This is a genomic window from Halomicrococcus gelatinilyticus, assembly GCA_024227995.1.
GTDB classification, from domain to species: domain Archaea; phylum Halobacteriota; class Halobacteria; order Halobacteriales; family Haladaptataceae; genus Halomicrococcus; species Halomicrococcus gelatinilyticus.
Window position 1 is genome coordinate 905079 of record CP100465.1, and the last position, 25968, is coordinate 931046.

At 67.5% G+C, this 25968-nt stretch carries 25 protein-coding genes; 12 read left to right on the forward strand and 13 right to left on the reverse strand.

Translation table 11 applies throughout. The features are described 5' to 3' along the window. Window positions 1-32 precede the first annotated feature (32 nt). The 3 genes from NKT36_RS04870 to NKT36_RS04880 all read right to left on the reverse strand — a co-directional run bounded on the left by NKT36_RS04870 (window position 33) and on the right by NKT36_RS04880 (window position 2837). Window positions 33-944: a 1,4-dihydroxy-2-naphthoyl-CoA synthase gene (locus tag NKT36_RS04870; protein ID WP_327052827.1), complete on the reverse strand. Its 912-nt coding sequence runs from the start codon at window positions 942-944 to the stop codon at window positions 33-35. An 89-nt stretch (window positions 945-1033) separates the two neighbouring features. Then, on the reverse strand, window positions 1034-2107 hold the full coding sequence (locus NKT36_RS04875; protein WP_327052828.1) for a tubulin/FtsZ family protein: 1074 nt from the start codon (window positions 2105-2107) through the stop codon (window positions 1034-1036). 325 nt (window positions 2108-2432) lie between these two features. After that, on the reverse strand, window positions 2433-2837 hold the full coding sequence (locus NKT36_RS04880; protein WP_327052829.1) for a hypothetical protein: 405 nt from the start codon (window positions 2835-2837) through the stop codon (window positions 2433-2435). Between the two features lie 456 nt (window positions 2838-3293). On the opposite strand from NKT36_RS04880, the gene NKT36_RS04885 reads away from it, so the two are divergent. From NKT36_RS04885 to NKT36_RS04900, 4 genes are all read left to right on the forward strand, one after another. Further along, window positions 3294-3689, forward strand: coding sequence for a DUF7310 family coiled-coil domain-containing protein (locus NKT36_RS04885; RefSeq protein WP_327052830.1), 396 nt, complete (start codon window positions 3294-3296; stop codon window positions 3687-3689). Then, entirely contained in the window at window positions 3686-4249 is a 564-nt protein-coding gene (locus tag NKT36_RS04890) for a DUF7311 family protein (RefSeq protein WP_327052831.1), read from the forward strand. The genes NKT36_RS04885 and NKT36_RS04890 overlap by 4 nt, the downstream gene beginning before the upstream one ends. A 116-nt stretch (window positions 4250-4365) precedes the next feature. After that, the gene (locus NKT36_RS04895) at window positions 4366-5784 is read left to right on the forward strand and encodes an arylsulfotransferase family protein (RefSeq protein WP_327052832.1); all 1419 of its coding nucleotides are present in this window, start codon (window positions 4366-4368) and stop codon (window positions 5782-5784) included. Between the two features lie 71 nt (window positions 5785-5855). Next, window positions 5856-7118 (forward strand): cellulase family glycosylhydrolase, encoded by a 1263-nt coding sequence (locus tag NKT36_RS04900; RefSeq protein ID WP_327052833.1) that lies wholly within the window; start codon window positions 5856-5858, stop codon window positions 7116-7118. Here the strand turns inward: NKT36_RS04900 and NKT36_RS04905 are convergent, their stop codons facing one another. Beyond that, window positions 7119-7865 carry a right-handed parallel beta-helix repeat-containing protein gene (locus NKT36_RS04905; RefSeq protein ID WP_327052834.1) on the reverse strand — a complete coding sequence of 249 codons (747 nt, stop codon included), beginning with the start codon at window positions 7863-7865 and terminating at the stop codon, window positions 7119-7121. Window positions 7866-8006: 141 nt separating this feature from the next. Here NKT36_RS04905 and NKT36_RS04910 point away from each other — a divergent pair, with 141 nt between their 5' ends. Beyond that, window positions 8007-8786, forward strand: coding sequence for a hypothetical protein (locus NKT36_RS04910; RefSeq protein WP_327052835.1), 780 nt, complete (start codon window positions 8007-8009; stop codon window positions 8784-8786). A 446-nt stretch (window positions 8787-9232) separates the two neighbouring features. On the opposite strand, the gene NKT36_RS04915 is transcribed toward NKT36_RS04910, so the two are convergent. From NKT36_RS04915 to NKT36_RS04955, 9 genes are all read right to left on the reverse strand, one after another. After that, on the reverse strand, window positions 9233-10369 hold the full coding sequence (locus NKT36_RS04915) for a pyridoxal phosphate-dependent aminotransferase (protein ID WP_327052836.1): 1137 nt from the start codon (window positions 10367-10369) through the stop codon (window positions 9233-9235). After that, entirely contained in the window at window positions 10366-10851 is a 486-nt protein-coding gene (locus NKT36_RS04920) for an Lrp/AsnC family transcriptional regulator (RefSeq protein ID WP_327052837.1), read from the reverse strand. The genes NKT36_RS04915 and NKT36_RS04920 overlap by 4 nt, the downstream gene beginning before the upstream one ends. Window positions 10852-11040: 189 nt before the next feature. Then, entirely contained in the window at window positions 11041-11397 is a 357-nt protein-coding gene (locus tag NKT36_RS04925) for a hypothetical protein (RefSeq protein ID WP_327052838.1), read from the reverse strand. A gap of 222 nt (window positions 11398-11619) precedes the next feature. After that, entirely contained in the window at window positions 11620-11823 is a 204-nt protein-coding gene (locus NKT36_RS04930) for a helix-turn-helix transcriptional regulator (protein ID WP_327052839.1), read from the reverse strand. A 2-nt stretch (window positions 11824-11825) separates the two neighbouring features. Then, window positions 11826-12242: a DUF2178 domain-containing protein gene (locus NKT36_RS04935; RefSeq protein WP_327052840.1), complete on the reverse strand. Its 417-nt coding sequence runs from the start codon at window positions 12240-12242 to the stop codon at window positions 11826-11828. Window positions 12243-12360: 118 nt separating this feature from the next. Beyond that, the gene (locus NKT36_RS04940; RefSeq protein WP_327052841.1) at window positions 12361-13665 is read right to left on the reverse strand and encodes a hypothetical protein; all 1305 of its coding nucleotides are present in this window, start codon (window positions 13663-13665) and stop codon (window positions 12361-12363) included. 421 nt (window positions 13666-14086) lie between these two features. Continuing rightward, window positions 14087-14890: an ABC transporter ATP-binding protein gene (locus NKT36_RS04945; protein ID WP_327052842.1), complete on the reverse strand. Its 804-nt coding sequence runs from the start codon at window positions 14888-14890 to the stop codon at window positions 14087-14089. 398 nt (window positions 14891-15288) lie between these two features. Next, on the reverse strand, window positions 15289-16854 hold the full coding sequence (locus NKT36_RS04950; RefSeq protein WP_327052843.1) for a sensor histidine kinase: 1566 nt from the start codon (window positions 16852-16854) through the stop codon (window positions 15289-15291). A gap of 188 nt (window positions 16855-17042) precedes the next feature. Beyond that, window positions 17043-18710, reverse strand: coding sequence for a homing endonuclease associated repeat-containing protein (locus NKT36_RS04955; protein ID WP_327052844.1), 1668 nt, complete (start codon window positions 18708-18710; stop codon window positions 17043-17045). 258 nt (window positions 18711-18968) lie between these two features. Between NKT36_RS04955 and NKT36_RS04960 the strand changes: the two genes are divergently transcribed. From NKT36_RS04960 to NKT36_RS04990, 7 genes are read left to right on the forward strand one after another with little or no spacing between them, the layout of a single operon-like run. Then, window positions 18969-21179, forward strand: coding sequence for a type II/IV secretion system ATPase subunit (locus tag NKT36_RS04960; protein WP_327052845.1), 2211 nt, complete (start codon window positions 18969-18971; stop codon window positions 21177-21179). A 37-nt stretch (window positions 21180-21216) separates the two neighbouring features. Continuing rightward, on the forward strand, window positions 21217-23139 hold the full coding sequence (locus NKT36_RS04965; RefSeq protein WP_327052846.1) for a type II secretion system F family protein: 1923 nt from the start codon (window positions 21217-21219) through the stop codon (window positions 23137-23139). Continuing rightward, entirely contained in the window at window positions 23136-23855 is a 720-nt protein-coding gene (locus NKT36_RS04970; protein ID WP_327052847.1) for a DUF7289 family protein, read from the forward strand. The genes NKT36_RS04965 and NKT36_RS04970 overlap by 4 nt, the downstream gene beginning before the upstream one ends. Continuing rightward, the gene (locus tag NKT36_RS04975) at window positions 23848-24348 is read left to right on the forward strand and encodes a DUF7266 family protein (RefSeq protein ID WP_327052848.1); all 501 of its coding nucleotides are present in this window, start codon (window positions 23848-23850) and stop codon (window positions 24346-24348) included. Before NKT36_RS04970 ends, NKT36_RS04975 begins: the two co-directional genes overlap by 8 nt. Beyond that, the gene (locus NKT36_RS04980) at window positions 24345-25019 is read left to right on the forward strand and encodes a DUF7263 family protein (protein ID WP_327052849.1); all 675 of its coding nucleotides are present in this window, start codon (window positions 24345-24347) and stop codon (window positions 25017-25019) included. The genes NKT36_RS04975 and NKT36_RS04980 overlap by 4 nt, the downstream gene beginning before the upstream one ends. Then, window positions 25012-25425 carry a DUF7262 family protein gene (locus NKT36_RS04985; RefSeq protein ID WP_327052850.1) on the forward strand — a complete coding sequence of 138 codons (414 nt, stop codon included), beginning with the start codon at window positions 25012-25014 and terminating at the stop codon, window positions 25423-25425. The genes NKT36_RS04980 and NKT36_RS04985 overlap by 8 nt, the downstream gene beginning before the upstream one ends. Further along, on the forward strand, window positions 25407-25958 hold the full coding sequence (locus NKT36_RS04990; protein ID WP_327052851.1) for a DUF7261 family protein: 552 nt from the start codon (window positions 25407-25409) through the stop codon (window positions 25956-25958). Before NKT36_RS04985 ends, NKT36_RS04990 begins: the two co-directional genes overlap by 19 nt. Window positions 25959-25968 lie beyond the last annotated feature (10 nt).

Here is a 25968-nt window from a genome sequence, read left to right on the forward strand (position 1 = left end):
AGGAGGAAAAGGTTCGGGAGCGCGGGGCAGGCTCAGTAGTGCCAGGGGTAGTCGTCGAAGTCCGGGTCGCGCCCCTCGTTGAAGGCGTCGCGGCCCTCCTGGGCCTCGTCGGTCATGTACGCAAGCCGCGTGGCCTCGCCGGCGAACACCTGCTGGCCGACCATGCCGTCCGAGTCGAGGTTGAACGCGTACTTCAGCATCCGCATCGCGGTCGGCGACTTCGAGTTGATCTCCGCTGCCCACTCCAGCGCGACGTCCTCCAGGTCCTCGTGGGGGACCGCCTCGTTGACCATACCCATCTCTTCGGCCTCCGCGGCGGAGTAGGTCTTTCCGAGGAAGAACACCTCGCGGGCCTTCTTCTGGCCGACCTGGCGGGCGAGGTAGGCGGAGCCGAACCCGCCGTCGAAGCTGCCGACGTCGGGGTCGGTCTGGAGGAACTTCGCGTGCTCCTCGCTGGCGAGGGTGAGGTCGCAGACGACGTGGAGGCTGTGGCCGCCGCCGACCGCCCATCCGGGGACGACGCAGACGACCGGCTTGGGGATGTGGCGGATGAGCCGCTGCACTTCGAGGATGTGGAGGCGACCGACGCCCGATTCGGCGGCGTCGTCGTCCTTGCTGTCGCTCCCGTCCTCGTCGCGGTACTCGTAGCCGGACTCGCCGCGGATGGACTGGTCGCCGCCGGCGCAGAACGCCCAGCCGCCGTCCTTGGGCGACGGGCCGTTGCCCGTCAGGAGGACGCAGCCGACGTCCGTCTGGCGCTTGGCGTGGTCGAGCGCCGCGTACAGTTCGTCGACCGTCTCTGGGCGGAAGGCGTTGCGCACTGCGGGACGGTCGAACGCGATGCGGACGGTCCCCTGGTCTTTCGCGCGATGGTAGGTGACGTCGCGGAGGTCGAGATCATCGATCTCCTCCCAGCGGTCCCCGTCGAACAGTTCCGATACCATGTCCGAAGTGGTGGACGGCGACCGCAAAAATCTGCCGCAACGCCCGACGCGGACGCGAGTCGGGCGAGGGGGAGACCCGCGACCGACGGTCAGAACAGGTCGTCGATCTGTTCGTTGTGGAACTGCTCGGCAGGGTCGACGCGCTCCTGCTGCTTGCTCGCCTGCTTCGCCCGCTCCATGAACTCGTCGATGCGGTCGGAGCGCTCGGCGCCGCCGAGCAGGACGAGCGACGCGAGGCGTTCGCTCTCCAGCGGGAAGTCGCCGCCGCGCACCTGGAGGCTGCCGGTCTGCTCTTCGACCCACTGGCGGGCGCGTTCGACGCCCTTCCGCGAGATGCGGTCGGGCTGGCCGGCGATGACCAGCAGCGCGGAGTCGGCCTCGACCGCGTTCGGAAGGCTGAGGTTGGAGAGCAGCGCCTGCCGCGTGTTGCTCGTGATGGTGTTGACGTTCTCGGCGCTGTCCTCGTCGGCAGGAGCGGCGGCGTAGCCGAGCGTCGCGATGCCGCCGGACCGGAGCGTGTTGATGACCTCGCTGGAGTCGACGACGCTCTCACCGACGCCCTCGACCGCCTCGCCGGACGCCAGCAGCAGGCCCACGCGGCGCGCGATGGACTCGTTGATGGCGTCGAACGCCTCGCCCATGCTCTCGCCCGCGGAGTGCCAGGCGTCGTTGTCGATGAGCAGCGTCGCGTCCGCCTCGCGGACGACGGTCTTCAGCGAGCGGCCGGCGTTGGCCTGGTACATCGCGCCCTCGCCGCGACCGGGGAGGACGCCGAGCGCGTACACCGGCATCCCGTAGACCTGCTGCAGTTCGTGGACGAGCACGGGCGCGCCGCCGCTGCCCGTGCCGCCGCCGAGACCCGCGACGACGAAGATGGCCTCCGCCTCGGCGGTGATGCGGCCGTCGAGCGACCCCATGACCTGCTGTGCGTCCTCCTGCATCACCTCGGCACCGAGCTCGTTGTCGCCGCCGACGCCGTGACCGTTCACGCGGTCCCGACCGACCAGCTGCGTGTCCAGGTCGAGCTCCCGGAGGTCAGCCTCCGCCGAGTTGACCGCGAGCGCGCCTTTCACTGCACCGAACTCCATCCGACTGTCGAACTCCACCAGCCGCTGGGTTATCTTCCCCCCAGCTTGCCCCACACCTATCAGGACGACCTTCATGAAACAATCCTCTAATCGTCGGGTAATGAATTTTCCGACGGCCACCCCCAGGAAGAAGGCTGTCAACGAACGGACGTGTGACAGGGGTGGTTGCGGTCCAGGACTACAATCCCATTGGAAAGAGCACTGTTCAGGTCCGCTGATTTCATGCGAAGTCGGCACTGACTCGACGAACGTAAACTTAATCCAGTCGCTAGCTTCAGTGCGCCGCGCCTAGCGAGAATCGGACCGTACTCGAAGTTAGAGTGTCAGTTCAAACACAGCAGTGGAAAACAATGATCGAACCATTCTCGTTGCAGGACGGACCCTCTTTTTCGACAGGGTTTCATCCGGAGTTGCGTGATTCGACTGTCACGATCTGTTCGCCGCCTGTCGCGATGTCAACGCCAATTCGAACAAGCATCACACCACCAAGAAAGAGCATTCCGATCAGTAGAAAATCGGGATAGATGTTGGTGGGTGACTCCCATACTTCCCCAAGTACTGTTAACCCAACGAACGACACGGCAGTTGCGAAATATCCGAGAGCAGCGAAAGAACGGAAAGTATGGTCGCCTATTTCAATGTTGAGGCCGGCCATAAGAAATGCAACGCCACCAAGTCCGAATACCCCAAGAGCAATTGCAGTGCGTGGACTGGATAGGACAGCATGAAAGCCGAATATAATCAGGAATACTTGAAGGATAACTAAATATGCGATGCCATAGTAGCTGAATGAACCTTGTCTCATGACGTGTAGGGCACGACGTGAGGAGTTGTATATTTTATGTAGTTTTTCTATATATTCTTCCCGACGCAATGCGCACAGGCTCCACGTGCTGCAATCAAAAGGCTCAATCCCACGCTCACCATCGTCGTCACCAAGCAGTTCCTCACCGGATTGCAAGAGAAACACCGCGTCGTCTTCGTTGTGCTTCTCGTCGATGGCCCACCGTTACAGGCTGAACTCTTTGAACTTAACCTCCGACTTCAGCACGTCACCCATGGAAATCGGAACAGCATCGAACGTGTCTTCAAGAAGGTGAAACGCCGCACCAGCTAGTTACGAATCATTTCCGTATCGCCGCGACCACACCGTCGAAACCTGGCTGGAAGTGCTTGCGTTCGTATCTAATAACCTGATCTGAACGGTGCAGTTAGGAAAGGAACTCGAACCTTAAGTACCAGCACGGGGCCAGGACCAGCGATGCCCGACGCCAACACACTCGACGAGCGTCTCCGCACGGTCGAACGCGCGCTCGCCGACGCCGAGGAACTGCCCGACCTCGACGCCCAGGCCGAACTCGAAGCGACGACCGACGACCTCGCGGCGCGACTGGACGACCTCGAATCGCGCGTGGACGAACTCGACGCCGCCGTCCAGGCGGTCCGCGGGTACGTGGGCACCATTCGCGCCGTCAACGAGGACGTCGAGCGCCGCGCCGACGCCGCGCTCGCGAAGGCCGAGGCGGTCGACGCCCCGCCCGACGCGCCGGCACCGGACCCGGTCGCGACCGGACCACGCGACGTTGCCTGCCGCGAGGACGACGGCACGGACGGCGCGGACCGCTCGCTCGTCGACCGGCTCCGGGAGCGGCTGTGATCGTCCGGACGGTGCTCGCCGTCTCGCTGGCGCTCGCGCTGTGTACACTCGCGTTCCCCGCCGTCGAGGACGCCCGCACGACGCGCACCGAGCGCGCCGTCGAGGGCGAACTCGGCCGCCTCTCGCGGGCGATGCACGCGGTGACGGCCGACGACCCCGTCGCCGTCGACGAACGCGGCGCACGCAGGAGCGTCACGCTCGTGATTCCGTCCGCGTCGGCCGCCGGCGCCCGCCTGGAGTTCGTCGCGGTCGGTGGCGTCCCCGACCGCGACCGGCCACCCGACGTGGAGGAGGGACCGCCAGCGGACGCACGCCGCGACGCTCGGTCCGTGGACGCGCACGGCGACGTCCTCGCCTACCGGGTCGCCGGCGGGCGGACGCGCGTCGAGCGCGTCCCGTTCGACGTGCGGGTGGCGGCGGAAAGGAAAGGGGACGGCTGGCAGGTGCGTTCGGACGACGACCCGCTGGTCGTCCGGTCGCCCGGTCGGATTCGACTCCTCCTCCGGTTCGTCACCTACCGGGGGACGCCGACGGTCCTGGTCGCCGAAGCACGACGATGACTGACGAAGCGTCACCGCGGAACGGTCCGCCGCTGGCTCGCGTCGACGGCACCCGAGACCTTGTTGCGCCAGCGGTGCGACGGGATTTATCACGGATGACGACGGAACGTTGATAGATGGTTCCCCGCAAGCGACTGCGAGCACTGTTCGTCCTCCTCACGGTCGTCTGCGCCGGCGTCCTGGTCGCCGGATTCGTCGGACAGATCGGCGCAGGGGCCGCGAGCGGCGCGGACACGACGGACGGCCCCCACGGCATCACCGAGGTTCCCGCGGACGAACTCACCGTCGTCACCGACCACAGGACGCCAACGGTCGGGTCGAAGCTCGTCGCACTCGGCCCCGACGAGGAGGTCCGGTACTACAACGCGACGCTGGACTACTACTCCGACGTGGACCCCAGTCCGGCCGGCAAGTACACCGTCACGTACGTCGGCGCCGAGGACCTCTCGAAGCGCGAGTGCGACGGCGCGACGCGCTGTCGCCGGATGGTCGTCGAGCGCCTCAACATGTCCACCGACGAGGTGACGCGGCTGTACAGTCGCGTCGTCCCCACGTACGAGGGCTTCCGCCTCCCGTACACGAACCGCTGGCACGACGTCGACCGCATCAACGACACCCACTTCGCCGTCGCCGACATCGAGCGCGACCAGGTGTTCGTCGTCAACACCTCCAGCGAGATCATCACGTGGACGTGGCAGGCGCTCGCCCACTACTCCCACGACAGCGGCGGGCCGTACCCCTACGACTTCACGCACGTCAACGACGTCGAGGTGCTCGACGACGGCCGGATAATGGCGAGCATCCGCAACCAGGACGAGGTCGTGTTCATCAACCGCACGACGGGCGTCGTCGAGGACTGGACGCTCGGGGACGAGGGCAACCACAGCCGCCTCTTCGGCCAGCACAACCCCGACTACATCCCCGAGTCCCGAGGCGGTCCCGCGGTTCTCGTCGCCGACTCGCACAACGACCGCGTCGTGGAGTACCAGCGCATCGACGGCGAGTGGCGCGAGAGCTGGGTGTGGAAGGACGACCGGGCGCAGTGGACCCGGGACGCGGACCGCCTGCCGAACGGCCACACGCTCGTCACGGACACGCACGGCAACCGCGTCGTCGAGATCGACGAGGACGGCGACGCCGTCTGGAGCGCGAGGCTCAACTTCCCCTACGACGCCGAACGGCTCGGTACCGGCGACGAGAGCGCGGGCGGGCCGAGCGCGGCGCGCGCAGGGCTCGCGAACGCGAACGACCTCGACGGCGACCAGGGCGCGGTGATAGACGCGAAGGGCACGTCGGACGACGGCGACGGCGGTCTGCTCGCCCTGCCCGGAGCGGCGATGACCGCCGTCGAGGACGCGATCCCGGCGAAGGTGTTGAACGGTGCGCTGTACGTGCTCCCCGGCTGGTTCGACGTGGGCGACCTGTTCGCGCTCGTCGGCTTCGTCGGCGTCACGGCGACGTGGGGCGGTGCGGAGGCGTACTGGCGTGGGTACCGGCTCCGACTCCCGGTCGGGCGCGTCGACGAGGATTCCTGACGGACCGCCGTCACGACAGCACCCCCTGACCGTCGTAACCTTTAGGCGATGGCCGTTGTCCCGGTAGACGGATGAACGGGCGCACCTCCCGTCGTGGGTTTCTGGTCAAGGGTATCGGCGCGAGTGCAGGCGGTCTGCTGACCGCAGGGACGGTCCGCGACGCGGGCGACGAACGCGCGCGGACGCCTCGCGAGGGAACCGGGACGAACGGGGCGAGACGGACAGCGGGGTCGACCGGCGAAGGGACGACGAACGACGTCCTCCCGGACGAGTTCGACACGAACGCGCCGGTCGACGTCCGCGGCGCGATCTACGTTCCGACGCGGGCGTTCAACCGCTACCAGATGTGGCACGACTACGACCCCGACGTCACCGAACGCGACCTGGGGTACGCCGAGCGACTGAACCTGAACGCCATCCGGACGTGGATGAGCTACCAGTACTGGCTCCAGGACCCTGAGGGGCACGAGCAGGCGCTCGAACACTTCCTCGACACGGCCGACGACTACGGACTCCGGGTCGTGCTCGGCCTCCACGACAGCATCGGCCTGGAGCCGACGTACGAGAACCTCGTCCAGGACGACCTGCTCAAGGGCGTCCACACGTTCTCGCCGGCGACGCGGACGATGCTCAACGAGAACCTCTGGGAGAAACCGCGTGAGTACGTCCGGTGGTTCATGCGGCGGTACAGCGACGACGACCGCCTGCTCGCCATCGAGTTGACCAACGAACCCGGGTGGAACCGGAAGGACATGCGGTTCATGGAGGAGATGGCGAAGACGCTCACCGTCTACCGGGGCGACGTCCCGCTGACGGTCGGGTCGACGAGCCTCGCGAACAACACCCACTTCCTGGAGTGGGGGATGGACATCCTCCAGTTCCACTACAACTTCGCCAACACGCCGGCCCAGTACCGCCGGATGCTCCGACAGGCCAACCACGTCATCACGAAGATGGACAAACCCGTCTGGCTCTCGGAGTGGCAGCGCATCCGGCCGGGCGACGGCTTCTTCGCGAACCTCGACGACGGTTCGGCCGTGCCCGACTACTCCTCGCTCGCGCCGCTCATCCAGAAAGCTGGCATCGGGAACTTCTTCTGGTCGCTGATGCTCAAGCCGGCGTACTCCGCGAAACTGCGCCGGCAGGGCGTTATCAACGGCATCTTCCACGAGGACGGCAGCGTCTGGAGCCGCGACGACGCGAAGGCCATCAAGGCGATGTCCGGCGACGCCTCGTTCGACGGCCCGGAACGCCAGGAGTATCCCGAATGGGCCGCGGAGGTCAAGCCCAGTCGGCGGGGGGTCGACGCGCCCGACGGGCCACGACCGCGGTAGCTACCTGGTGGCGTCGGCCCGTCGTCGCGCCGCGCGATATCGGCTGGTCGGTGCACGCACCGGCGACCGTTCGTCCGGGCCGACCGTGCCGACGGCGGTCGTCGACTGCGTCGCGTCGGCTCGTCGGAACCGGCCGCGCCTCCGCGCGACGTCGCCCGCGTAGTTGTTCGCAAAGTAGTTGTTGTTCGCTATCCGGACGCGAGCGCTCTCGTTGTCGACGACCACCCCAACGAGGTTCCGCTCGAAGCCCGACCGCGCGACGGTGCTTCGAGTCGTGTTCCAGAACGTCACGCCCTCCGCGTTCCGGGACGCGTTCACTCGCCGAACCTGGATGTGTGAGCCGTTCTTCACGTGGATGCCGCGGTTCAGGTCCGACAGGTCGAACGACCGGACGGTGACGTTCGACACGGAGCTCCCGTTGACGATGCGGATGCCCGTGGAGTTCGTCACCCCCCGGCCGTCGATGGCGTGCCCGAACCCGTCGAGGACCACGTCGCTCGATTTGATCCGGAAACAGCTGTCCGACAGCCCGGCGGCGCCGCCGACGTTGCTACGGAGAGCGTAGTAGCCGGGCTGGGAGATCGTCCGGCAGTGGGAGACGTTCGTGAACGACGGCTGACCGCTCTCCCCGTCGCTGGGGTCGACGAAGTGTTCACCGACGAGGACGACGCCACCGAGCGCCACACTGACCGAGAGAAGTGCGAGGAAGAGCCAGCGCGGGCTGGACGACAGCTTGGACGGGACCATCTTGCTTCGTGGACCACGACGCTGTCCGGGAAAAAAGTACCTCCACCCATCAGCGGGCGAAACTGTCGAAGGAACGTACACGCGGTTCAGGGCCACCCTACCAGTCGGCTTAACCGCGTCCGGAGAGTTGCACCCGACCGGATGAGCTATCGAGACGCGGTCATGGCGGCGAAGTACTCCGGCGGGTCGAACGAACAGGCGACGGCGCTGCACGAGGAGCGCCTCGATCCGGTCGCCACCGGCGACGGCTACTTCGGCTTCGACGAACCGCGCGCCGTCGTCGTCCACGTCGTTCCGGACGGCGTCTACGACGACGGCTACGCGCTCGACCTCGGCGCGAGCGCCGTGGTGCCGGAGGCCGACCCGTCGCGGCCCACGCAACTGCCCGTGCTCGGCGCGCGCGACCCCGGACAGGGAACGTGGACCGCGGACGGGTTCGGTGCCGCGGTCGCGGCCGACGGGTCGGCGGACCGCTGCGCTGGCTACGCGCACCTCTTCTCGAACGGCGTCGTCGAGTCCGTCTCGGCGCTCCCGTTCGACGACCCAGATGGCGACGGCGAGGGCGACGAGCGTCGCGCACGCCTCGACGGTCGCGCGCTGGAACTCGACCTGACGGCGTGCGTCCGGCGGTACCTTCGCCTGCTCGCGTACCACCAGGCGACCGCACCCGTCCACGTCGCCATCAGCGTCTTCGGCACCGCGGGCTGTCGTCTCGACCCCGGACAGGCCGGCCCGTCCCCGCAGTCGATTCGCGAGGACCTCCTCGCGCCGTTTCCCGTCACACTCGCGAACTTCGACGCCAACGTTCGGTCGGCGCTGGCCGACCCAATCGACGCGCTCTGGCGCAGCGCGGGCTACCCCGGGTCGCCGTTCGTCGACGATGGCGAGTGGACGCTCCGCTCGGCGCACGACGAGCGGTGACCTGGGGACGAATACCGCGAACTGTCGCTGGCGAGCGTGACTACCGTGAAGACAGAAGAATCTCCTGACGAACGTTAACGACCGTAGAATCGACCTGCTTCCCTCGTATCTACCCGTTGTCGCCAGAAGCACTTAAAGGACGACGCGGTCGGTGGAGTACGTGCAATCCGACGACACATGGCCAGGCGACAGAGACGTCTCTCCGGTGAACGAACTGACCGCAGAACTCGACTCCTCTCGTATCTGTCCGTTGTCGCCAGAAGCACTTAAAGGACGACGACGGACCCGCGGTTCGAGAGGGCACGACGACTAGCGACGATGTAGAGGCCGGTGAACAACTGCAGACGTCTCTGGGAGATAAGCGTGCGACAGAACCCGGCCCGTCCTCCCTCCGTATCTACCCGTTGTCGCCAGAAGCACTTAAAGGAAGATCGGGCCGGTGGCCATCACCCGTTCACGAACGTCTCGATGCGGTCCATCGCCTCCTTGAGGTCGGCCATCCCCGTCGCGTAGGAGACGCGGAGGTGGCCCTCGCCGCCCTCGCCGAAGACGCTGCCGGGGACGACGGCGACCTCCTGTTCGTTCAGGAGGTCCTCGGCGAACTGCTCGTCGTCGCCGCCACAGTGCGGGAAGGCGTAGAACGCGCCCTCCGCCTCGAAGCAGTCGAGGCCCATCTCGCGGAACCGCGAGAGCACGAACCGCCTGCGGCGGTTGTACTCCTCGCGCATCTCCGCGACCTCGTCCTCGCAGCTCTGGAGCGCCTCGATGGCGGCGTACTGCGCGGTCGTCGGCGACGACAGCATCGAGTACTGGTGGACGTGGTTCATCGCGTCGATGGCCTCTGCGGGACCGAGCGCGTAGCCGAGGCGCAGACCGGTCATCGCGTACGCCTTCGAGAAGCCGTTGAACACGACCGTCCGCTCGCGCATGCCGGGCAGCGTCGCGATGGAGGTGTGCTCGCCGTCGTACGTGAGCGCGGCGTATATCTCGTCGGAGAGCACGGTCAGGTCGTGTTCGCGGACGAACTCGGCGACCTCGGCGAGTTCGTGGCGGGACATCGTCGCGCCGGTGGGGTTGTTCGGGTAACAGAGGACGAGCACGTCGGCGTCCGCCGCGCCCGCCGCCTCCAGGTCCTCGTAGGTGAGCGCGAAGTCGTTCGCGGCGTAGGTGGGTACCGCGAGCGGTTCGCCGCCGGCGAAGACGACGCCGGGCACGTAGGAGATGTACGACGGCTGGGGGACGGCGACGCGGTCGCCGGGGTCGACCAGCGCGCGCATCGCCACGTCGACGGCCTCGCTCGCGCCGGTGGTGACGAGGATCTCCTCGCCCGGGTCGTAGTCGAGGTCCCAGCGCGCGACGTGGTCGGCGATGGCGCGCCGTAGCTCGATCTTCCCGCGGTTGGAGGTGTAGGAGGTCTGGCCGCGTTCGAGCGACTCGATGGCGGCGGTCCTGGCGGGCCACGGCGCGGTGAAGTCGGGTTCGCCGACGCCGAGCGAGATGACGTCGTCGTGCTCCTCCGCGAGTTCGAAGAACTTGCGGATGCCCGACGGCGGGACGCGCTGGACGCGGTCTGCGACCTTCATGGCGAGACCGAGAGGCGGTCGTCGTCGTGGTCGTCGAACTCCACGCCGCGCTCCTTGTACCGCTCCATCACGAAGTGGGTCACCGTCTGGGTCACCTCGGGGATGGGCGCGATGCGGTCGGCGATGAACCGCGAGACGTCGTGCATCGACTCGCCCTCGACCTGGGCCGCGAAGTCGTAGTCGCCGGACATGAGGCGGAGCGACGACACCTGCGAGAAGCCCGCGATGCGGCTGGCGATGTCGTCGTAGGACGTCTCGCGGTCGAGTTCCACGTTCAGTTCGACCGCCGCCTGGACGTGCTCGTCGTCAACCTGGTCCCAGTCGACGATGGCGTGGTAGCCCCGGATGGCGCCCTCTTGCTCCAGTTCCTCGACCAGTGCTGCGACCTCGTCGGCGTCGGTGCCCAGTTGCCGGGCGAGGTCGTCCGTGCTCTCGCGAGCGTTCGACAGCAGCAGGTCGAGCAGTTCACGTTTCGCGACCATACTCGCTTCAACCCTCGGAGCGGGATAGGGTTTTCCCACACCGCAATATCCGCGATGGCATCGGAACGAGGGATACGCTGCCGCCGCCGATGCGATACGTTCGCCGACCAGTTCCGTGAACTCGTTCCGAAGGCGACCGCGTGAACTGTCGAACCGACACCGTGTCTTCGGGCTGTCCAGAGTGAAGACCTATCGGCCGAAGGCGATGAGAACGCCGTAGACTACGAGACCGCCCCCGACGACAGCGCCACTGACTCCCATGCTGGCGGTACGCGAAGCCACTGCGCCAAGACCGATGACACCAAGCCCACAGAGCGTCCAGAACAGCCCGGTCCAATAGCGGTCCAGTTCGGTGAACAGCGGTGACAGCCGCGGGGTGAGCACTGCTGCAACACCGATCACCACCAGCGCCAGGCTCGCTATGGTCTCGCCAGTATCGACCGAGTCCCCGTAGAATACGAAGACAGACATTCCGAGTAGACCAAGAGCGATATACGAGAGTCCGTTCCACAGCCCGCCGAAGTCCGGACGGTCGCTCTCAGCCATCACGGTACACGTCGACTATTGCTCGGGAAAATGTCTTGGAAGTCGACCTCGGGTCCCTCCCGCAGACGTGTTCGACACGCAGTGAAACTGGGTAGTCGGACCGGAGCAGCAGTAGCGGTAGAACAGTGCTCCCGTCTCACGTCCAAACGGGCGCTCACTACGAAGCCAGCGACGATGACCGGGGCAACCCATCACGACGTGTGGTGAACCGAGAGGGGCCGTCTACGCGTCGTCGTGACCGGGTTCGAAGATGTCTTCGATAGTACAGTCGAAGTGCGCGGCGAGTTTGAATGCGAGGTCCAGCGACGGGTCGTACCGGTCGCGTTCGATCGCATTGACCGTCTGGCGAGTCACGCCGACCGCCTCGGCGAGTTCACCCTGGCTGAGCCCATCCTCCTCGCGTCGCCTGGGAAGGTCGTTCTGCATAGTTACGTGCGCCGTTTGGCGATTCCCAAACAGACGCCGTACAACAGGAACAGCGCCGAAAGCGTGACGACTACACCCGAGACTTCCCCCGTGATTTCGAAGTAACTACCGACGTCGAGGACGTAGAGGACCGGGAGGACGCTCAGCCCGAGCACCATCGTGACCCCGACCAGCATGCCACTGGCACGGTTGTGCAAGTCGTAGTCTCGCTCGTCCTGGAGTGTCGTCTCGCTCCACATCGGTGCGAGAACGGCGATCCCGCCGGCTATCCACACGCCGAGCAAGTAGACGATCGCACCGGCGAACTGGTGGTCGAGTACGAACCCGGCGAGAAATCCAAGTGTCGCTACCGCAGCGACTCCGTAAACGGCTCGCCTGTACGTCCGGCGAGTGAGTCCCGTGTTTGAGTTGGTGGTCACGACGTAACCCTCGTTCGATAGTAAAGTGTACTTTACATCAGGTGTTAAAACTGACGTTCGTCGGACCGTCGGGAGCGCTGGGTTCCGATTACCGTGCCACGTTCCATTCCCCGGTCGTCTACTGGACGCGGTAGGTTTCGATGCGTCGAACTGCGGTCCGGTACGCGACCGGGATCGAGAGAGCACCACCGACGACCACGGCCCAGCCGAGCGTCGCGAGCGTTCCGCTGTCGACGTCGATACCGAAGGGAAGCCACTGCGAGAGAAGCACAGCACCGATCGTTCGCGCAGTCGCGTCGGCGACGAACGCGACGGCGATGACGACGAGACTCAGGGTGACCGAGAAGAGGCCGTACGCGCGTTTGCTCGGCGGGACTGCCTGTCGAGACCCGTCGAGACTGACCGCTTCGAAGCGCGGAAAGACGGACCCGATACCGGTCGCGACGAGCGCACTCCCGGTGACTGCGGTGACGCTGGCTCCGCCGAGTGCGACCAGCACTGGCGGGGAACTACCGGCCAGATAGCCAGCGCCGACGGCTAGCCCCGCGGTCGGCGGCGCACAGACGAGCGTCGCTGCGACGACGTTCCCGTGGACGACGTGGCGGGCGTGCGCCGGAGCCGTCAACAGCGTCGGAAGCATCGAACCCTGGTTCCCGAGCGGGTTCAACGGCAGCACGGCACCACCAGCCCACGCTCCGTACCAGACGACGAACCACGGCACGTACCACGGGACCGACCCGGTGGTCACCACACCCTCCACGAAGACTATCGCGGCCAGAAGCGGCGGTGCGACGAACACGAACTGGAACGGCGAGCGAACTGCCCGGCGGAGCGTCGTACTCGCGATTCCGAGGGTCGCAGGCGCCCGACAGATCGTATCGAGAGCCGCGTCGAGACGGGACTCCGGGGGCGCCACCAGTTCCGTCTCGTCGTCCCCGGAGTGAGTGGCGTCCGCTAGCCACGCGTATCGGGCTGCCGGGACTGCCACGACAGTCCCACCGACGACGATGACCGGTGTGAACCCGAGGAGAACGAGCGCCCCAGTGACGTCGACTCCGGCGTCGGGTATCGTGGCGAGTGCGAGGTGGCCGAACCACGCCAGCGGTGCGGACTGGACGACCGGTTCCAGTCTCTCGACGAGCGTCAACAACTCGCCCGTCACAGCGAGTGTGACGTACGCGAGCCCGATACCACCGCCGAGGACGGTCGTGATCCGCCCGAGGTTTCCCGACCGGCGGATGAAACCCTTGAGCGCGAACCCGATCGGGTACCCGACCGCTGCCGCCGTGGCCGGGATGACAACTGCTGCAGCGCCGACGCCGAGTAGGGGACGCAGTGAGCCGGTTCCCGCCGCCAATCCGGCACCGGCGGCCAGTCCGGGGCCGAGCGTGTAGACGGAGAACTTGCTCGCGGCCGCGAGCAAGAGGCCACCGACGACGTCGGCCGCCGGACAGAGCGTGAGATATTGACCGTCGTTGTCGAGGTCACCGTTGCTCCCCAGCGCGTCGGTCACGAGCAGGATCGTCAAGAACAGCCAGAGCACGCCTGTCGCCGTCACCATCCACGACGGGAGCGCCGCGCCAGCGGCGACTTCCGAACCGACGGCTCTCGCCGCGTCGAACGTCTGCCAGAGGAAGAACGCGCCCAGGATTCCCACGAGAGCGGTGAACGCGAGCCAGAAGTCCTGGTATCTGACCCAGCGATACCCGCGAAGCAGGTCGACCCGGGCGAACTCCCAGCTCCGACGAGGAGATGGCACGACGCCTCCGGACGCGTCGGTCGAGCCGTGGGCGCGAGCGCTGGCGGACGCGGACGTCTGCGAGTCCGAGAAGCGGGACGGTCCGTCAGACATCTGTCCGTGTCCCCTCCGTCTCTGGGCCACCGGCGTCGGTCTGTGGACCGTCGCGGGTCGTACCGTCCCGTTCTGCGGTGACCTCCAGGAAGACGGTTTCGAGGTCTGGCGACTCGTCTGCGCGGGCTTTGAGTTCCGCGGGCGGACCCTCTGCGACGAGAGCACCGTCGTTGATCACACCGACAGTGTCGGCGAGTTCGTCGACGATCGACAGGACGTGCGTCGAGAGGAAGACGGTCATCTCTCGCGTGACGAGATCGGCGATGGTGTCCCGGACGGTGCGCGCTGCGCGGGGGTCGAGGCCGCTCGTGGGTTCGTCGAGGAAGACCACGTCAGGGTCGTGGAACAGCGCCGCGATGATGCCGACCTTCTTTCTCATCCCCGTCGAATACGATTCGATACGTCTGTCGGCGTCAGCGAGGAGGTTGAACCGGTCGAGGAGCGTCTCGATCCGGGTGTCGGCCTGGCCGTCGGAGATGCCGTGGATGCGGGCGACGTGGCGGAGTTGTTCCCAGGCGGTGAGTTCGTCGAAGAGGGGCGGGTCCGCAGGCAAGTAGCCGATTCTTCGGGTCAGTCGGGGCCGGTTTGCGATCGAAACGCCGGCAACGTCTGCGGTGCCGGCCGTGGGTTCGGTGAGTGCGACCAGCATCCGCATCGTCGTCGTTTTCCCCGCACCGTTCGGGCCGAGGAAGCCGTAGACGGTTTCTCGCGGGATCGACAGGGAGAGGTCCTCGACCGCGAGTTCGTCACCGAACCGCTTCGTGAGTCCGTCGGCGGTGATGGCGTGGTCGGTCATGGCTGTTTCACCATCTCTGTCGTCGCGTGGGTGCTGTTGACGAAGGGAGGCGAACTCTTCCTGCGACCGGTTCCGGGGAACTGTAGCGGGGTTGGATGGTCGAGCATCGGTGGTGTAAACACTCCTTTACAGTAAAGCGTACTTTACATCCCGTGTTAAAACTGTCGGTGAACCTACATCCGGGCGCCGTTCATGTAATGCGAGGGGGAGTGAAAGTGACGGATCGATAGCTCGGATACTGTCCGGACGTCCACAGAAGTGTGAGGCGAAAATCCACGGCTCCCACTGTGAGACGGACCGACGACGGGAGGCCAGTCCACGCGACGACGGACGACGTGATTTCCGTCCGCCCAAATCGCGCGACCGCGCCGAGTGGTCGCACCCGGAACCGGAGCCGGTCAGGTCTCGACGACGGTCACGCCGGTGACCTCGAACCGCGCACCGCCGCCGTCGCCGTTCGTGGCAGCGACGTCCCACCCGTGGGCAGTCGCGACCTCCCGCACGATGCCGAGGCCGAGCCCCGTCCCCGTCTCGCCCGTGGAGTATCCGGGGTCGAAGACGGCCGCCTGGTCGGCGTCCGGAATCCCCGGGCCGTCGTCCGCGACGTACATCGTCCCCTGCTCCGCGTCGGCGCCGACCCGGACGGTGACGTCCGACCGACCGTGCTCGACGGCGTTCCGGAACAGGTTCTCGAACAGCCGCCGGAGCCGGCGTTCGTCGGCCACCACGGCGGCGTCCGTCGCGACGACCAGGTCCGCGTCGTCGCTCTCGACCGACCGCCAGCACTCGTCGAGCACCGACGGCAGGTCCACGAGCGAGGGGTCCTCGACGGCCTCGCCGTCGCGGGCCAGCGTCAGGACGTCGTCGATGATCGCCTCCATCCGTTCGAGGGAGTCGGCCACCTTGTCGAGCGCCTCGCTGTCGCGGTCCTCACGAGCGATGCCGAGGTAGCCCGTCGCCACGTTCAGCGGGTTCCGGAGGTCGTGGGAGGTGACGCTGGCGAACCGGTCGAGGCGCTCGTTCTTCCGCTTCAGTTCGTCCTGTTCGTCGAGGGCGTGGATGGCGTAGCCGATCGTCTCGCCCAGCTCGACGAGGATGCGTCGCTCGCGGTCGTCGAACGCGCCCGGCCGGTCGGCGTAGACGTTCAACACCCCGTACTGGGTGTCCCCGTACGTCAGCGGGACGGCGATGCTGGCCTGGTAGCCGCGTTCCAGCGCCTGCTCGCGCCACGGCTCGAAGTCGGGGTCCGTGTGGATGTTCTGGACGACTTGCGGTCGCCCGGTCCGGACGACCGTGGCGGTCGGGCCGGCAGCGCCCTCGTCGACCGGGATGGAGATGGCGTCGAGGTAGGACTCGTCGACGCCAGCGGCGGCCCGGGGGACGATCTCGCTCGACGACCGGTCCACCTCGCCGATCCACGTGAAGACGTACGGGGTCGCCGACGTGAGCGTCTCGCAGATGTTGCTGTCGAGTTCGGCGCGGGTGTCGGCGGCCACGACGTCGCGCTCGACCTTGCGGAGCGTGTCGAGGATGCGCGTCTCGGTCGTGAGCCGTCGGGTCTGGCGGTAGACCTTGTTCTCGTAGACGCCGATGAGCAGTCCGACGCCCGCACTGCCGGCCATCGTGTTCACCACGACGTGGTTGACGTGGATGATGACGCCGCCGTGAGCGCGCTCGTACCAGACGAACAGGATCGCAACGAGGAACCCGATGACCATGATGGCGACCATCCAGCCGCTCATCCGCAGGACGTCGACGGACTGCAGGTCGCGGCGGTAGGCGTCCACGCCGGCCGCGACGATGACGAGCGAGATGAACGCCGGCAGGACGGCGCCGAACAGGAGCGCGCTGACTGGTTCACCCGACAGACCGTGGGTGACGGAGGCCGTGAAGAAGCTCAGCCCACTGACGACTATCAGGAGGATGCCGACCAAGCGCTTCGCGCGTTCGCCGACGTTCTCCATCACAGGACCATTCCTCGAACGCCGGGTTCTCGAGTCTATCCTAAGTAAATCACGGAATCTCGCCCCACATCCTGAAAGAAAATTATCGTGACCGAGAAACCATCGAGCCATTCCCGAGAGTCGGCCGGTCCCGACAGTAGAGTCAGCGTCCGAGGAACCACCCGCAGCTCGACCGCGCTACGACACCGCTACCCCTCGCCCGCGGTGTTCCGTTCGACGCCGTCGTCGACGCCCCACGTCGGCGACGGGGCCTCGTCTTCCCGGTGCGCGGTCTCCTCGACGCGTCCGGCGAGTTCCGCGAGCGTCCCCGTCGCGACCCGGAACGACTCTGGTCCCCGCTCCGCGGTGACGTCGACGCGGCCCCCGCGCGCCCGGATCTCGCACCCGTCCCGGACCGCCGAATCGAACCCGGACTCCTCGATGTCCATGGCGTACCTGAGACACAGGAGGACGTCCGGCACGAGCGTGTCAGCCTGGTCGAGCAGGTACGCGAACCGCCCGAGGACGATCCCCTTCCGGGTGGCCCGCCCGAGGACGTCCGCCTCGAACTCGACGACGTCCTGGCGGCCGACCGCCTCGCAGTCGCTGCCGCAGTAGAGCTTGCCGTCCTCGCGGATGCGCGACACGGACTGGGTCAGCGAGCGACAGCAGACGTTGCAGAACCCCTGCACCAGGGGGTCGTCCGAACCCGGACTCGTGACGAACCCCGACGCCGCGAGCGCGTCCTGCCACGACCCGAACCGGCTGTAGTAGGTCATCCCCGAGAACGGCCCCTGCTCCTCCATCTCGGTGCGCTGCGGGAGTCGCCCGAGCGACGCCGCCAGCCGCCGCAGTTCGACGATCAACTCCCGGTCGCCGATGCCGTCCCGCCGGGACCGGCGCGTGTCGAGCCCCGCCGCCTCCAGCGCGGCGTTCCACGTCTCGTACCGGTCCAGATACGTCGCCGGACTGTGCTCGCCGCGCTCCTGGACGTCCTCGGCCGTCGGCGACCGCCCGAGGTCGTCGGCGAGCGACCGCAGGTCGTCCAGCAGCGCCCGCTCGCCGATCTTGCCCGTCGCGCTCCCCCGATGCCTCTCGTCCGGGTCGAGTCCCGCCGCCGCAAGCGCGTCCGCCCACGACCCGAAGCGGCGGCGGTACGTGCTCGGGCTGTACTCGCCGAACTCGTCCATCTCCGTCGTCGTCGGCGGCCGGTGCAGGACCGCCGCCAGTCGCCGGACCTCCCCGAGCAGGTCCTCGTCGGAGAGCCGCCGCGTCGTCGACGACCCGTCGGGAACGTCGGCCGCCTCGACCGCGGCCGTCCACGACCCGAAGTGCCGGTGGTACGTCGACGACGAGAACGCGCCGGACTCGTCCATCTCCGTCGACGTCGGGGCGCGCCCGAGCGACGACGCGAGCGACTCCAGTTCCGCCAGCAGTTCGTCACAGGACACCGCCGTGCCGCGCTGGGGCGGCGAGAGCCCGGCCGCGTCGACCGCGTCGCGCCAGGAGCCGAACCGGTCGGCGTACGTCGTCGGCGAGTGCGAGCCCTCCTCGCGCATGTCCTTCTTGCACGGCGTCCGGTCGAGGTCGTCCGCGAGGTCGCGCAGGTGGTCGAGCAGCTCCTCGTCGGCGTACTCGGGCTGGCGGCGCGAGTTCGGGGGGAGACCCGCTTCGACGACGGCGTCGTTCCACGACCCGAACCGCGACTGGTACGTGCTCGGGGCGTACTCGCCGTGCGCCGCCATCTCCCGCAGACTGGGCGTCTTGTCGAGGTCACCTGCGACGCGCTGGAGCTCCCCGAGCAGGTCGTCGTCGGAGAGCCGCCGCTCTGTCGACGTGTCGTCCCCGCCGGCGTCGATCTCGTTACTGCTCCCCACCAATTTGGTGCTAGTGAGAAACTATCATGGTAAATATCTTCGGAGTGGTCCCAATAGATGCCGCGGGGAGACGATTAAAATAGGACCACCGTTTAATATAGTTTCTTCTCGTCGCGAGCGCACCGTCGAGCGATCCCCCGGACGATTCGGACGCGGCCACGGCACAGGAGCGCCCATGACATCCTACCGGAACTACCGCCGTGATAAACAACCATTAGAACTGAAAATTTAAATGATAAGAGCAGTCGAAGGATGCGTATGGGACGCACTCACGCGGCAGCCCCGTCGTCGTCCGACGAATCGCCGCCGGACCACGTCCATCCGCCGGTCCCGCCCGGGGACCCGGACGCCTGGTACGCCCCCGACGTCCGCGCCCAGCGCGAGTTGTACCCGGGCGTCGTCGCCACCGTCCGCGAGACGGCGGAGGGGTTCCACTACGACGTCCGCGAACCCGCGCTGGGTCCGGCCGACGAACGCGCCCTCGAACGCATTCACGACCACTTCGAGGGCGCGAACCTCCGGCGGCCGCTCACCCGCGAGGGTGCCGTCGAGCGCGTCGATGCGGGCTTCGACCCGAAGTACCGGCGCGTCATCGACCGCCTGACCGACCTCTCCCACGACGCCCGTCGGCGCGTCGACTACCACGCGCTCGCCGACCTGCTCTGTCTCGGCCGACTCACGCCGCTGGCGCTCGACGACGCCATCGAGGTGGCCGACGCGGCGGGCGACCACCTCGTCGTCCACACCGACGACTACGCGCCCGCCGACACCGACCTGCCGGCGGACGCCGACTACCTCGAACGGTTCGCCAGCGAGCGCGTCGAGACGCACGCAGTCGAGTTCCGCGGCTTCGAGGTACCGGTCGTCCTCTACCGCGAGCACCTGCTCGGCTCCGACTCGTTCGCGACGAAGTACGCCGTCCTCGAACCGAACCTGCTCCCCGGCGACGAGGAACTCATCGACGAGTGCAAGGAACGGATCTGGGAGACGAACGTCGACGGCGTCGTCGACGACCGCGCGGCGTTCGTCCGCGAGCGCGCCCGCCAGTTCCTGTCGCGTCGCCTCACCGCGCGCAACACCCGGGCGTGGCTCGACGCTACGACCTACCGCCTCCGGACCGCTCTCGCGGAGTACGACCTCGCCGTCCCGCCCGTCGACCACCGCTTCTCCGACGACCGGCTGACCGACCTCGTCTACTACGTCCTCCGCGACTACGTGGGGCACGGCAAGCTGACGGTGCCCATCCGCGACGGCCTGCTGGAGGACGTCGAGGCGAACCGCGTCGGCGAGCGCATCAAGGTCGTCCCGCGCGGACGGGTGGTCGGGCACGGCGAGCGCGTGCCGACGAATCTCGCGTTCGACGACGAGACGAGCTTCGTCAACGTCGTGACCCAGATGGCGGCCGCCGACGGCGTCGAGTTGAACGCCTCGAATCCGAGCGCGAAGGTGAACCTCTCGCCGGAGGGCGTCCCCAACGCGGAGACCATCCGGTGTGCGGTCGCGCTCCCGACCATCAGCGAGGACGGCCCGCACATCTCCATCCGCAAGCAGGCACCGGAGACGATGACGCCCGTCGACCTGCTGCACAACGACAGCATCTCGACGGAGATCGTGACGCTGCTGTGGATGCTCTACGAGCACCACGGCGTCGCGCTGTTCTCCGGACCAACCGGCGTGGGCAAGACGACGCTGCTGAACGCCCACATGCCCTTCATCCCCTACTCGGACCGCCCGATCAGCATCGACGAGGGGTCGCGAGAAGTCGAACTCCCCCACGAGACCGGCGTTTCGCTCACCACGCGCGACCACGAGAGTGACTACAAGCGCGTGACGATGGCCGACCTCATGACCGAATGCAACTACCTCAACCCCGACGTCGAGGTCATCGCCGAGATCAACACCGAGGCCTCGTTCGCTACGTTCGCAGAGACGCTCAACACGGGTCATGGCGTTCTGGGCACCACTCACGCCGACGACATCGAGAAGCTCGTCAACCGGGTCATAGAGCAGGGGCTGCCACCCTACCTCCTCCGCGAGATAGACCTCGTCGTCTTCCCGCAGTACGTCGACGGCGACCGCTACGTCGGCGAACTGGTCGAACTCGTGAGCGAGGCGGAGTTCGCGGACTGCGACGGTCGCTGCGGGGCGATAGACAAAGACGACACCACCGTCTACTGGAACGCGGTCGCCTGGCGCGACCACGACGGCGAGTTCCACGTCGACTACGACCATCCTAGGCTGGGTGACGACGAGCGCGACCTCGGCCTCCACTTCTTCGACCGACTCGCTGACCGCACAGACCGGAGCGTCGAAGCCGTCGAGACGGAGTTCCACCGCAAGCATCGCTACGTGCAGTACCTCGAACGGGAGGGGGTCGCCGACTTCGACGAACTGTTCTCGTTCCTCGCCGACCTCCACAACAACGAGACCGCGACCGTCGAACGCGTGAAGCGAGAGGTGAACGGATGACGGCCAGGACGTCCCCGTCCGCGAGGGGGGTTGGCCAGTGAGCGTTTCGGAGGCCCCGGCAGCACGGGAGGAGAGCGTCCGCCACGGGGCAGGGTCGCTCGGCATCCTCGACCGCGCGCTGTACGCTCTCTTCTCGCGTCACGCCGACCGCTCGCGTCACGCGACCGACCGCAAACGCTACCGGGCGACGAACGTCACCGCGAGTTTCGACGTCTACCTCGCGCGGGCCTACGGCCTCTCGTGGCTCGTCTTCGGTTCCGCGTTCGCCTGGGCGTTCCTCGGTACGGTCGCGGTTCCAGCACCGGTGTTCGACAGCGTCGCGGCGTTCCTGCAGGACGGAATCCCCCTCGTCGACCGCGTCGGACTGCCGGCGCTGTCGCGAATACAGGGTGCGACGCTAGCGGCGTTTACCTGCGCGGCCGTCGGAAAGCGAGCGACCGTCTCGTTGGCGGGACTGCACCTGAAGTGGGCGGCCAGCGCCCGCCAGTCCGGCATCGAGGCAACGTTGCCGGGCGCCGTCCGGTACCTCCGCGCGCTCTCGTCGGGCAACGACGACCGCAGAGGGATGCTCCGGAAGGTTGCCAACCGCGAGGAGTCGTACGGCGAAACAGCGGTCGCGTTCCGGAAAGTGTTGAACAAGGCGGCGCTCACCGGAAGCCTGGACGACGGCCTGCGCATCGTCGCCAGGGACACGCCGTCGCGGGACGCGCTCGCGCCGTTCCTGCTGAAGTTCCGCGAACACGCCGAACAGGGGCCGGACGCGCTCGAACAGTACCTCGAGATGGAGAGCCGGATGCTGAGCCACCGTCAGGCGCGGTCGCGCGAGCAGGCACAGGACTTCCTCGAACTGCTGGCGGAGATGTTCATCGTCCTGCTCGTCCTGCCCGCACTGCTGGTCATCGTGCTGACGGTGATGAGCGTGCTGGCGCCGGGACTCGGCGCTCCGGTCCCACTCCCGTTGGTGACGCTGTCGGTACGGGCTCTGGTCGTCTACGGGAGTGCCGTCTTCATCCTCGTCGTGGGTGCTGGGGCGGCGAAACTGGTGTCGACGCTCCGACCGGCCGACCAGTCGCCGCCGACGTACCACCCTTCGGCGGCTCCGGGGGACGTGGTCCGGACCGCTCTGACCAACCCGGCGAACGCAGTCGTCGTCGTCGGACCGCTGGCCGCGTTCGCCGCCGCACTGCTCTGGACGCTGGGGTACTCGCGGGTCGACGTCGTCCTGCTCGCGTACGTCTCGTTCGCGCTCCCCGTGGGGCTGATCGCCGTCCGGCGTGCGTACCGCGACGACGCGAAGGACCGAGAGATACGCGACTTCGTTCACGCCGTCTCCGGGCACGTCACGCTCGGGCGGCCGTTCTCCGAGGCCGTCGCCCGCGTCGCGCGCGACGTCGACCTCGGCGCGCTACAGCCCGACGTGAACGACCTCGCGTTCAACGCGAACCTGACGACCCGCCAGGGCGATCTACGGCGGGACGCGCTCTCGCGGTTCGTGGAGCGCGTCGGGACGCCGCTGGCCGACCAGACCATCGGACTGGTCACCGGGACCCTCGACGTGGGCGGGGACACCGAGACCGTCTTCGAGACGTTGCAGGTCGAGATCGGTCGTCTCTACCACGAACGGAAAGCGCTTCGGTCGAATCTCCTCGTCTACGTCGCCGTCGGGTGGACGACGGCGCTGCTCGTCGTCGGCATCATGGTCGCCGTCAACGGATACGTGCTGGACAGCTTCTCGCAACTGTCGACGGTCTCGTCGGCGTCCACGGAGCTCGCGCTCGACCCGAACGCTGTCCAGCCGGAACGCGACCGGTTCCGGTTCTACGTCGTCACCCAGGCGACGATGCTCGCCTGCGGCTGGTTCGCCGGCTACGCGAGCCGCGGCTTCTACGAGGCGTTGCTGCACTCGGGAGCACTGGTTGCGGTCGCCTACTTCGTGTTCGCGGGGGCGGGAATGATATGAGCGGCCGTCTTCGTGGCCAGTCGGACGTGGTCGGCGTCGCGATCCTGCTGGGAGTCACGGTGGTCGCGCTCGGCTCGCTGACAGCGAGCATCGGCGCCGTCGTCGACAGCAACGCCGCGACCGCGGACGCGAACCGCGTCGCCGCCGACCTCGACCGCGCGCTCGAACCGGTGGAGACGACGGGCGTCAACCGCGGTCGTATCTCGTTCTCCCGGGGAGAACTCCGGACGGTCGAACGCGACCTCCGCGTGCTCGACGCGAACGGCGTCGTCCGTCGAGTCCGGGTCGACGCGCTCGTCTTCACCACCGAGAACAGGCGCGTCGCGTTCCTCGCAGGGGCGGTCGTCCGTGGAGCCGGCAAGGGTGGACGGATGGTCACACGGCCGCCCGTCACCGCCTCGCCGGACGTCCTCGTCGTCGGCGCACCGGAGCTCGACGCGTCCGACTTCGCCATCGCCTCAACGACCGGGAAGTCCGTCGTCCTCGGAACGGACGTCACCCACAATCGCACCACGCTCGGCGACGGGAGATACCGAGTAGCGGTCGAGACGGCCACGCCGGGTGCCTGGCGACGCTACTTCGAACGTGCCAACGCAACGGTGACGACGCGAAACTTCGACGACGACGGAGTCGACAGTGTCGTTGCCACGTACCCGGGCGAACGGATGGCGTACCTCGTCGTCCACGAGATGCGCCTGGAGGTCGCCCATGGCTAGCCGTAACCCCGCTGGTCGGGGGCGGACGGAACCCCGGCCCATCGACGACCGCGCCGTGAGCCCGCTCGTCGGCAAGGCGATGGAGGCCAGTCTCGTCGTGCTGTACATCGGCCTGCTTACGGCGACGCTGTACGGGAACGTCGTCCCGGAGTACCGGACGGCCGCCGGGGTGGAGGTCGGCGAACGCGTCCTCTCGAAGTCGGCCGAGCGCGTCCAGCAGTCGGTCCCGACCGACGCTATCGCTGTCAGGGTTCGAGCGCGAGTGTCGCTCCCGGACACGATACGGGGTCGGACGTACGAAATTCGCGCTGGAAACCGGTCGCTGTCGCTCGTCCATCCGAACGAGCGCGTCGAAACGACCGTGGAACTCACGCTCCCCGGGAGCGTCGACGGGGTCCGCGGGACGTGGTCGAGCGGGACGCCAGCGACAGTGGTCGTACGACCCGGACCGGACGGTCTGATCGTCGAACTGAGACGGGGTGACCGACGGTGAGGCGCGCACAGATGAACCTCCCGGCGCTCGCGGTCGCGCTCGTCGTCCTGACGACGGTGACGGCGATGAGCCTCGGGATGGCCGACCGGGCGTTCGTGAGTGCCGAACGCGACGCGGAGTCGCGGCGCGTCGCCGTCGGCCTCAGCGAACGACTCGTTCGACCGGACGAGCCGGTGACGGTCCGTTCGAACGTCCTCGACGGAGCGGCACTCGACCGACTCGACGGGGACCGGTTGCGAACGCTGTTCCCCGTCGTCGCCGAACACGGCGTTCGCGTCACGGTCGGCGACGGGACGGTCGTCGAGCACGGCGACGTCGACGACGGCACCACGATCCGTCGCATCGTGCTGGTCGAACGCCGCCAGACCGTCAGGCTGACGCCTCGCTTCGACGCGACGCCGGCGTTCACGCTACCCCGACGCACACGAACGGTCGACCTTGAAATTCGACCCCCCGACGGAACGACCGTGACCGAGGTACGGGCCGACGGACGCGTCGTCCTCCGGAACGCGTCCGGACTGGCCGGGAACTTCAGCGTCGACGTCTCCCGCTACGAGACGGTCGAACTCGCGTTCGACGTCGAGGGGCAGCTGCCGACCGGCAGCGTCGAGGTGACCTACCATCCGACAGCAACGCGGAAGGCGATACTGGCGGTGACCGTCGATGCGTAGGACGCGACGCGCCCAACTGTCGCTGTCGGTCGTCGAGGCCGGCGTCGGCGTCGTCTTCGTCCTCGGAGTCGCGCTCGGATTCGCACTCGGAGTCCCGTCGCCGGAGACCCGGGACGCCCAGCTTGACCTGTACGCGGAGGACGCCGGCACCGTCCTCGCCGGCGAACCGCCGCGTCACCAGGGGACGACCCGGCTCTCGGAACTCCTGGAATCGGCCGAGACGTTCGATCGGGAACGTGCCGCGCTGGAGCGTCGCGTGGACCGCATCCTCCCGGACAACCTCATGTTCCGCGTCGGAACGCCACACGGCGCGGTCGGTTACCGGAAGCCCGCCGACGTCCCCGTAGGCGTGGCGACGGTGACGACGGCGAACGGCGACGTGACGGTATGGGTGTGGTACGTGTGAGGGGAGCGAGCGCCGTCGACGGAGAGCGAGCCCAGCTCGTGCTGGCCGCGGCAGCGGTCGTCGCCGTCGCCCTCGCGCCGGTCGTGTTCGCGTACCTGCAACTGGGATACCACGCCGACGTGGCGGCCAGCGACGACTACGACGCCCCGGTCCGCAACGCCGACCGCGTGCTCTCGCGGGCCGTCGCCGACGCCACGGCGGGAGTCCCATCGATCTACCGGTGGGAGTCGCGGTCGGCCGCCGTCTCGAGCGTCCGCAGGCGACTGTCGGACGACCTCGAAACGTTGCGAGCGGCGCGCGTCGAATCGGGAACCGTCTACCGGGTACGGTACAACCGGTCGGCGGCCAGTCGGGTGGCGAACGGGGACTGCCCGGACGGTCCGAACCGCCAGTTCGGCGCCTGCGAAGCGGAACACGGTGTCGTCGTCCAGAACCGGAGCGGCGAGACGCACGTGCTGGCCGTGGCGTTCGACGTCCACGTGACGACCGAACGGAGCACCTACGACGTTACCGTGCTGGTGCGCACCGTCTGAGGCAGGGGAG

What these genes read in the sequence shown, in the direction of transcription:
- NKT36_RS04915 (WP_327052836.1), bottom strand. Translation starts at nt 10,369, where the DNA reads ATGAAGGTCGCAGACCGCGTCCAGCGCGTCCCGCCGTCGGGCATCCGC.
- NKT36_RS04905 (WP_327052834.1), bottom strand. Translation starts at nt 7,865, where the DNA reads ATGGTCCCGTCCAAGCTGTCGTCCAGCCCGCGCTGGCTCTTCCTCGCA.
- NKT36_RS04990 (WP_327052851.1), top strand. Translation starts at nt 25,407, where the DNA reads ATGGGTGTGGTACGTGTGAGGGGAGCGAGCGCCGTCGACGGAGAGCGA.
- NKT36_RS04900 (WP_327052833.1), top strand. Translation starts at nt 5,856, where the DNA reads ATGAACGGGCGCACCTCCCGTCGTGGGTTTCTGGTCAAGGGTATCGGC.
- NKT36_RS04960 (WP_327052845.1), top strand. Translation starts at nt 18,969, where the DNA reads ATGGGACGCACTCACGCGGCAGCCCCGTCGTCGTCCGACGAATCGCCG.
- NKT36_RS04870 (WP_327052827.1), bottom strand. Translation starts at nt 944, where the DNA reads ATGGTATCGGAACTGTTCGACGGGGACCGCTGGGAGGAGATCGATGAT.
- NKT36_RS04895 (WP_327052832.1), top strand. Translation starts at nt 4,366, where the DNA reads ATGGTTCCCCGCAAGCGACTGCGAGCACTGTTCGTCCTCCTCACGGTC.
- NKT36_RS04880 (WP_327052829.1), bottom strand. Translation starts at nt 2,837, where the DNA reads ATGAGACAAGGTTCATTCAGCTACTATGGCATCGCATATTTAGTTATC.
- NKT36_RS04970 (WP_327052847.1), top strand. Translation starts at nt 23,136, where the DNA reads ATGAGCGGCCGTCTTCGTGGCCAGTCGGACGTGGTCGGCGTCGCGATC.
- NKT36_RS04910 (WP_327052835.1), top strand. Translation starts at nt 8,007, where the DNA reads ATGAGCTATCGAGACGCGGTCATGGCGGCGAAGTACTCCGGCGGGTCG.
- NKT36_RS04930 (WP_327052839.1), bottom strand. Translation starts at nt 11,823, where the DNA reads ATGCAGAACGACCTTCCCAGGCGACGCGAGGAGGATGGGCTCAGCCAG.
- NKT36_RS04920 (WP_327052837.1), bottom strand. Translation starts at nt 10,851, where the DNA reads ATGGTCGCGAAACGTGAACTGCTCGACCTGCTGCTGTCGAACGCTCGC.
- NKT36_RS04925 (WP_327052838.1), bottom strand. Translation starts at nt 11,397, where the DNA reads ATGGCTGAGAGCGACCGTCCGGACTTCGGCGGGCTGTGGAACGGACTC.
- NKT36_RS04985 (WP_327052850.1), top strand. Translation starts at nt 25,012, where the DNA reads ATGCGTAGGACGCGACGCGCCCAACTGTCGCTGTCGGTCGTCGAGGCC.
- NKT36_RS04975 (WP_327052848.1), top strand. Translation starts at nt 23,848, where the DNA reads ATGGCTAGCCGTAACCCCGCTGGTCGGGGGCGGACGGAACCCCGGCCC.
- NKT36_RS04945 (WP_327052842.1), bottom strand. Translation starts at nt 14,890, where the DNA reads ATGACCGACCACGCCATCACCGCCGACGGACTCACGAAGCGGTTCGGT.
- NKT36_RS04875 (WP_327052828.1), bottom strand. Translation starts at nt 2,107, where the DNA reads ATGAAGGTCGTCCTGATAGGTGTGGGGCAAGCTGGGGGGAAGATAACC.
- NKT36_RS04885 (WP_327052830.1), top strand. Translation starts at nt 3,294, where the DNA reads ATGCCCGACGCCAACACACTCGACGAGCGTCTCCGCACGGTCGAACGC.
- NKT36_RS04950 (WP_327052843.1), bottom strand. Translation starts at nt 16,854, where the DNA reads ATGGAGAACGTCGGCGAACGCGCGAAGCGCTTGGTCGGCATCCTCCTG.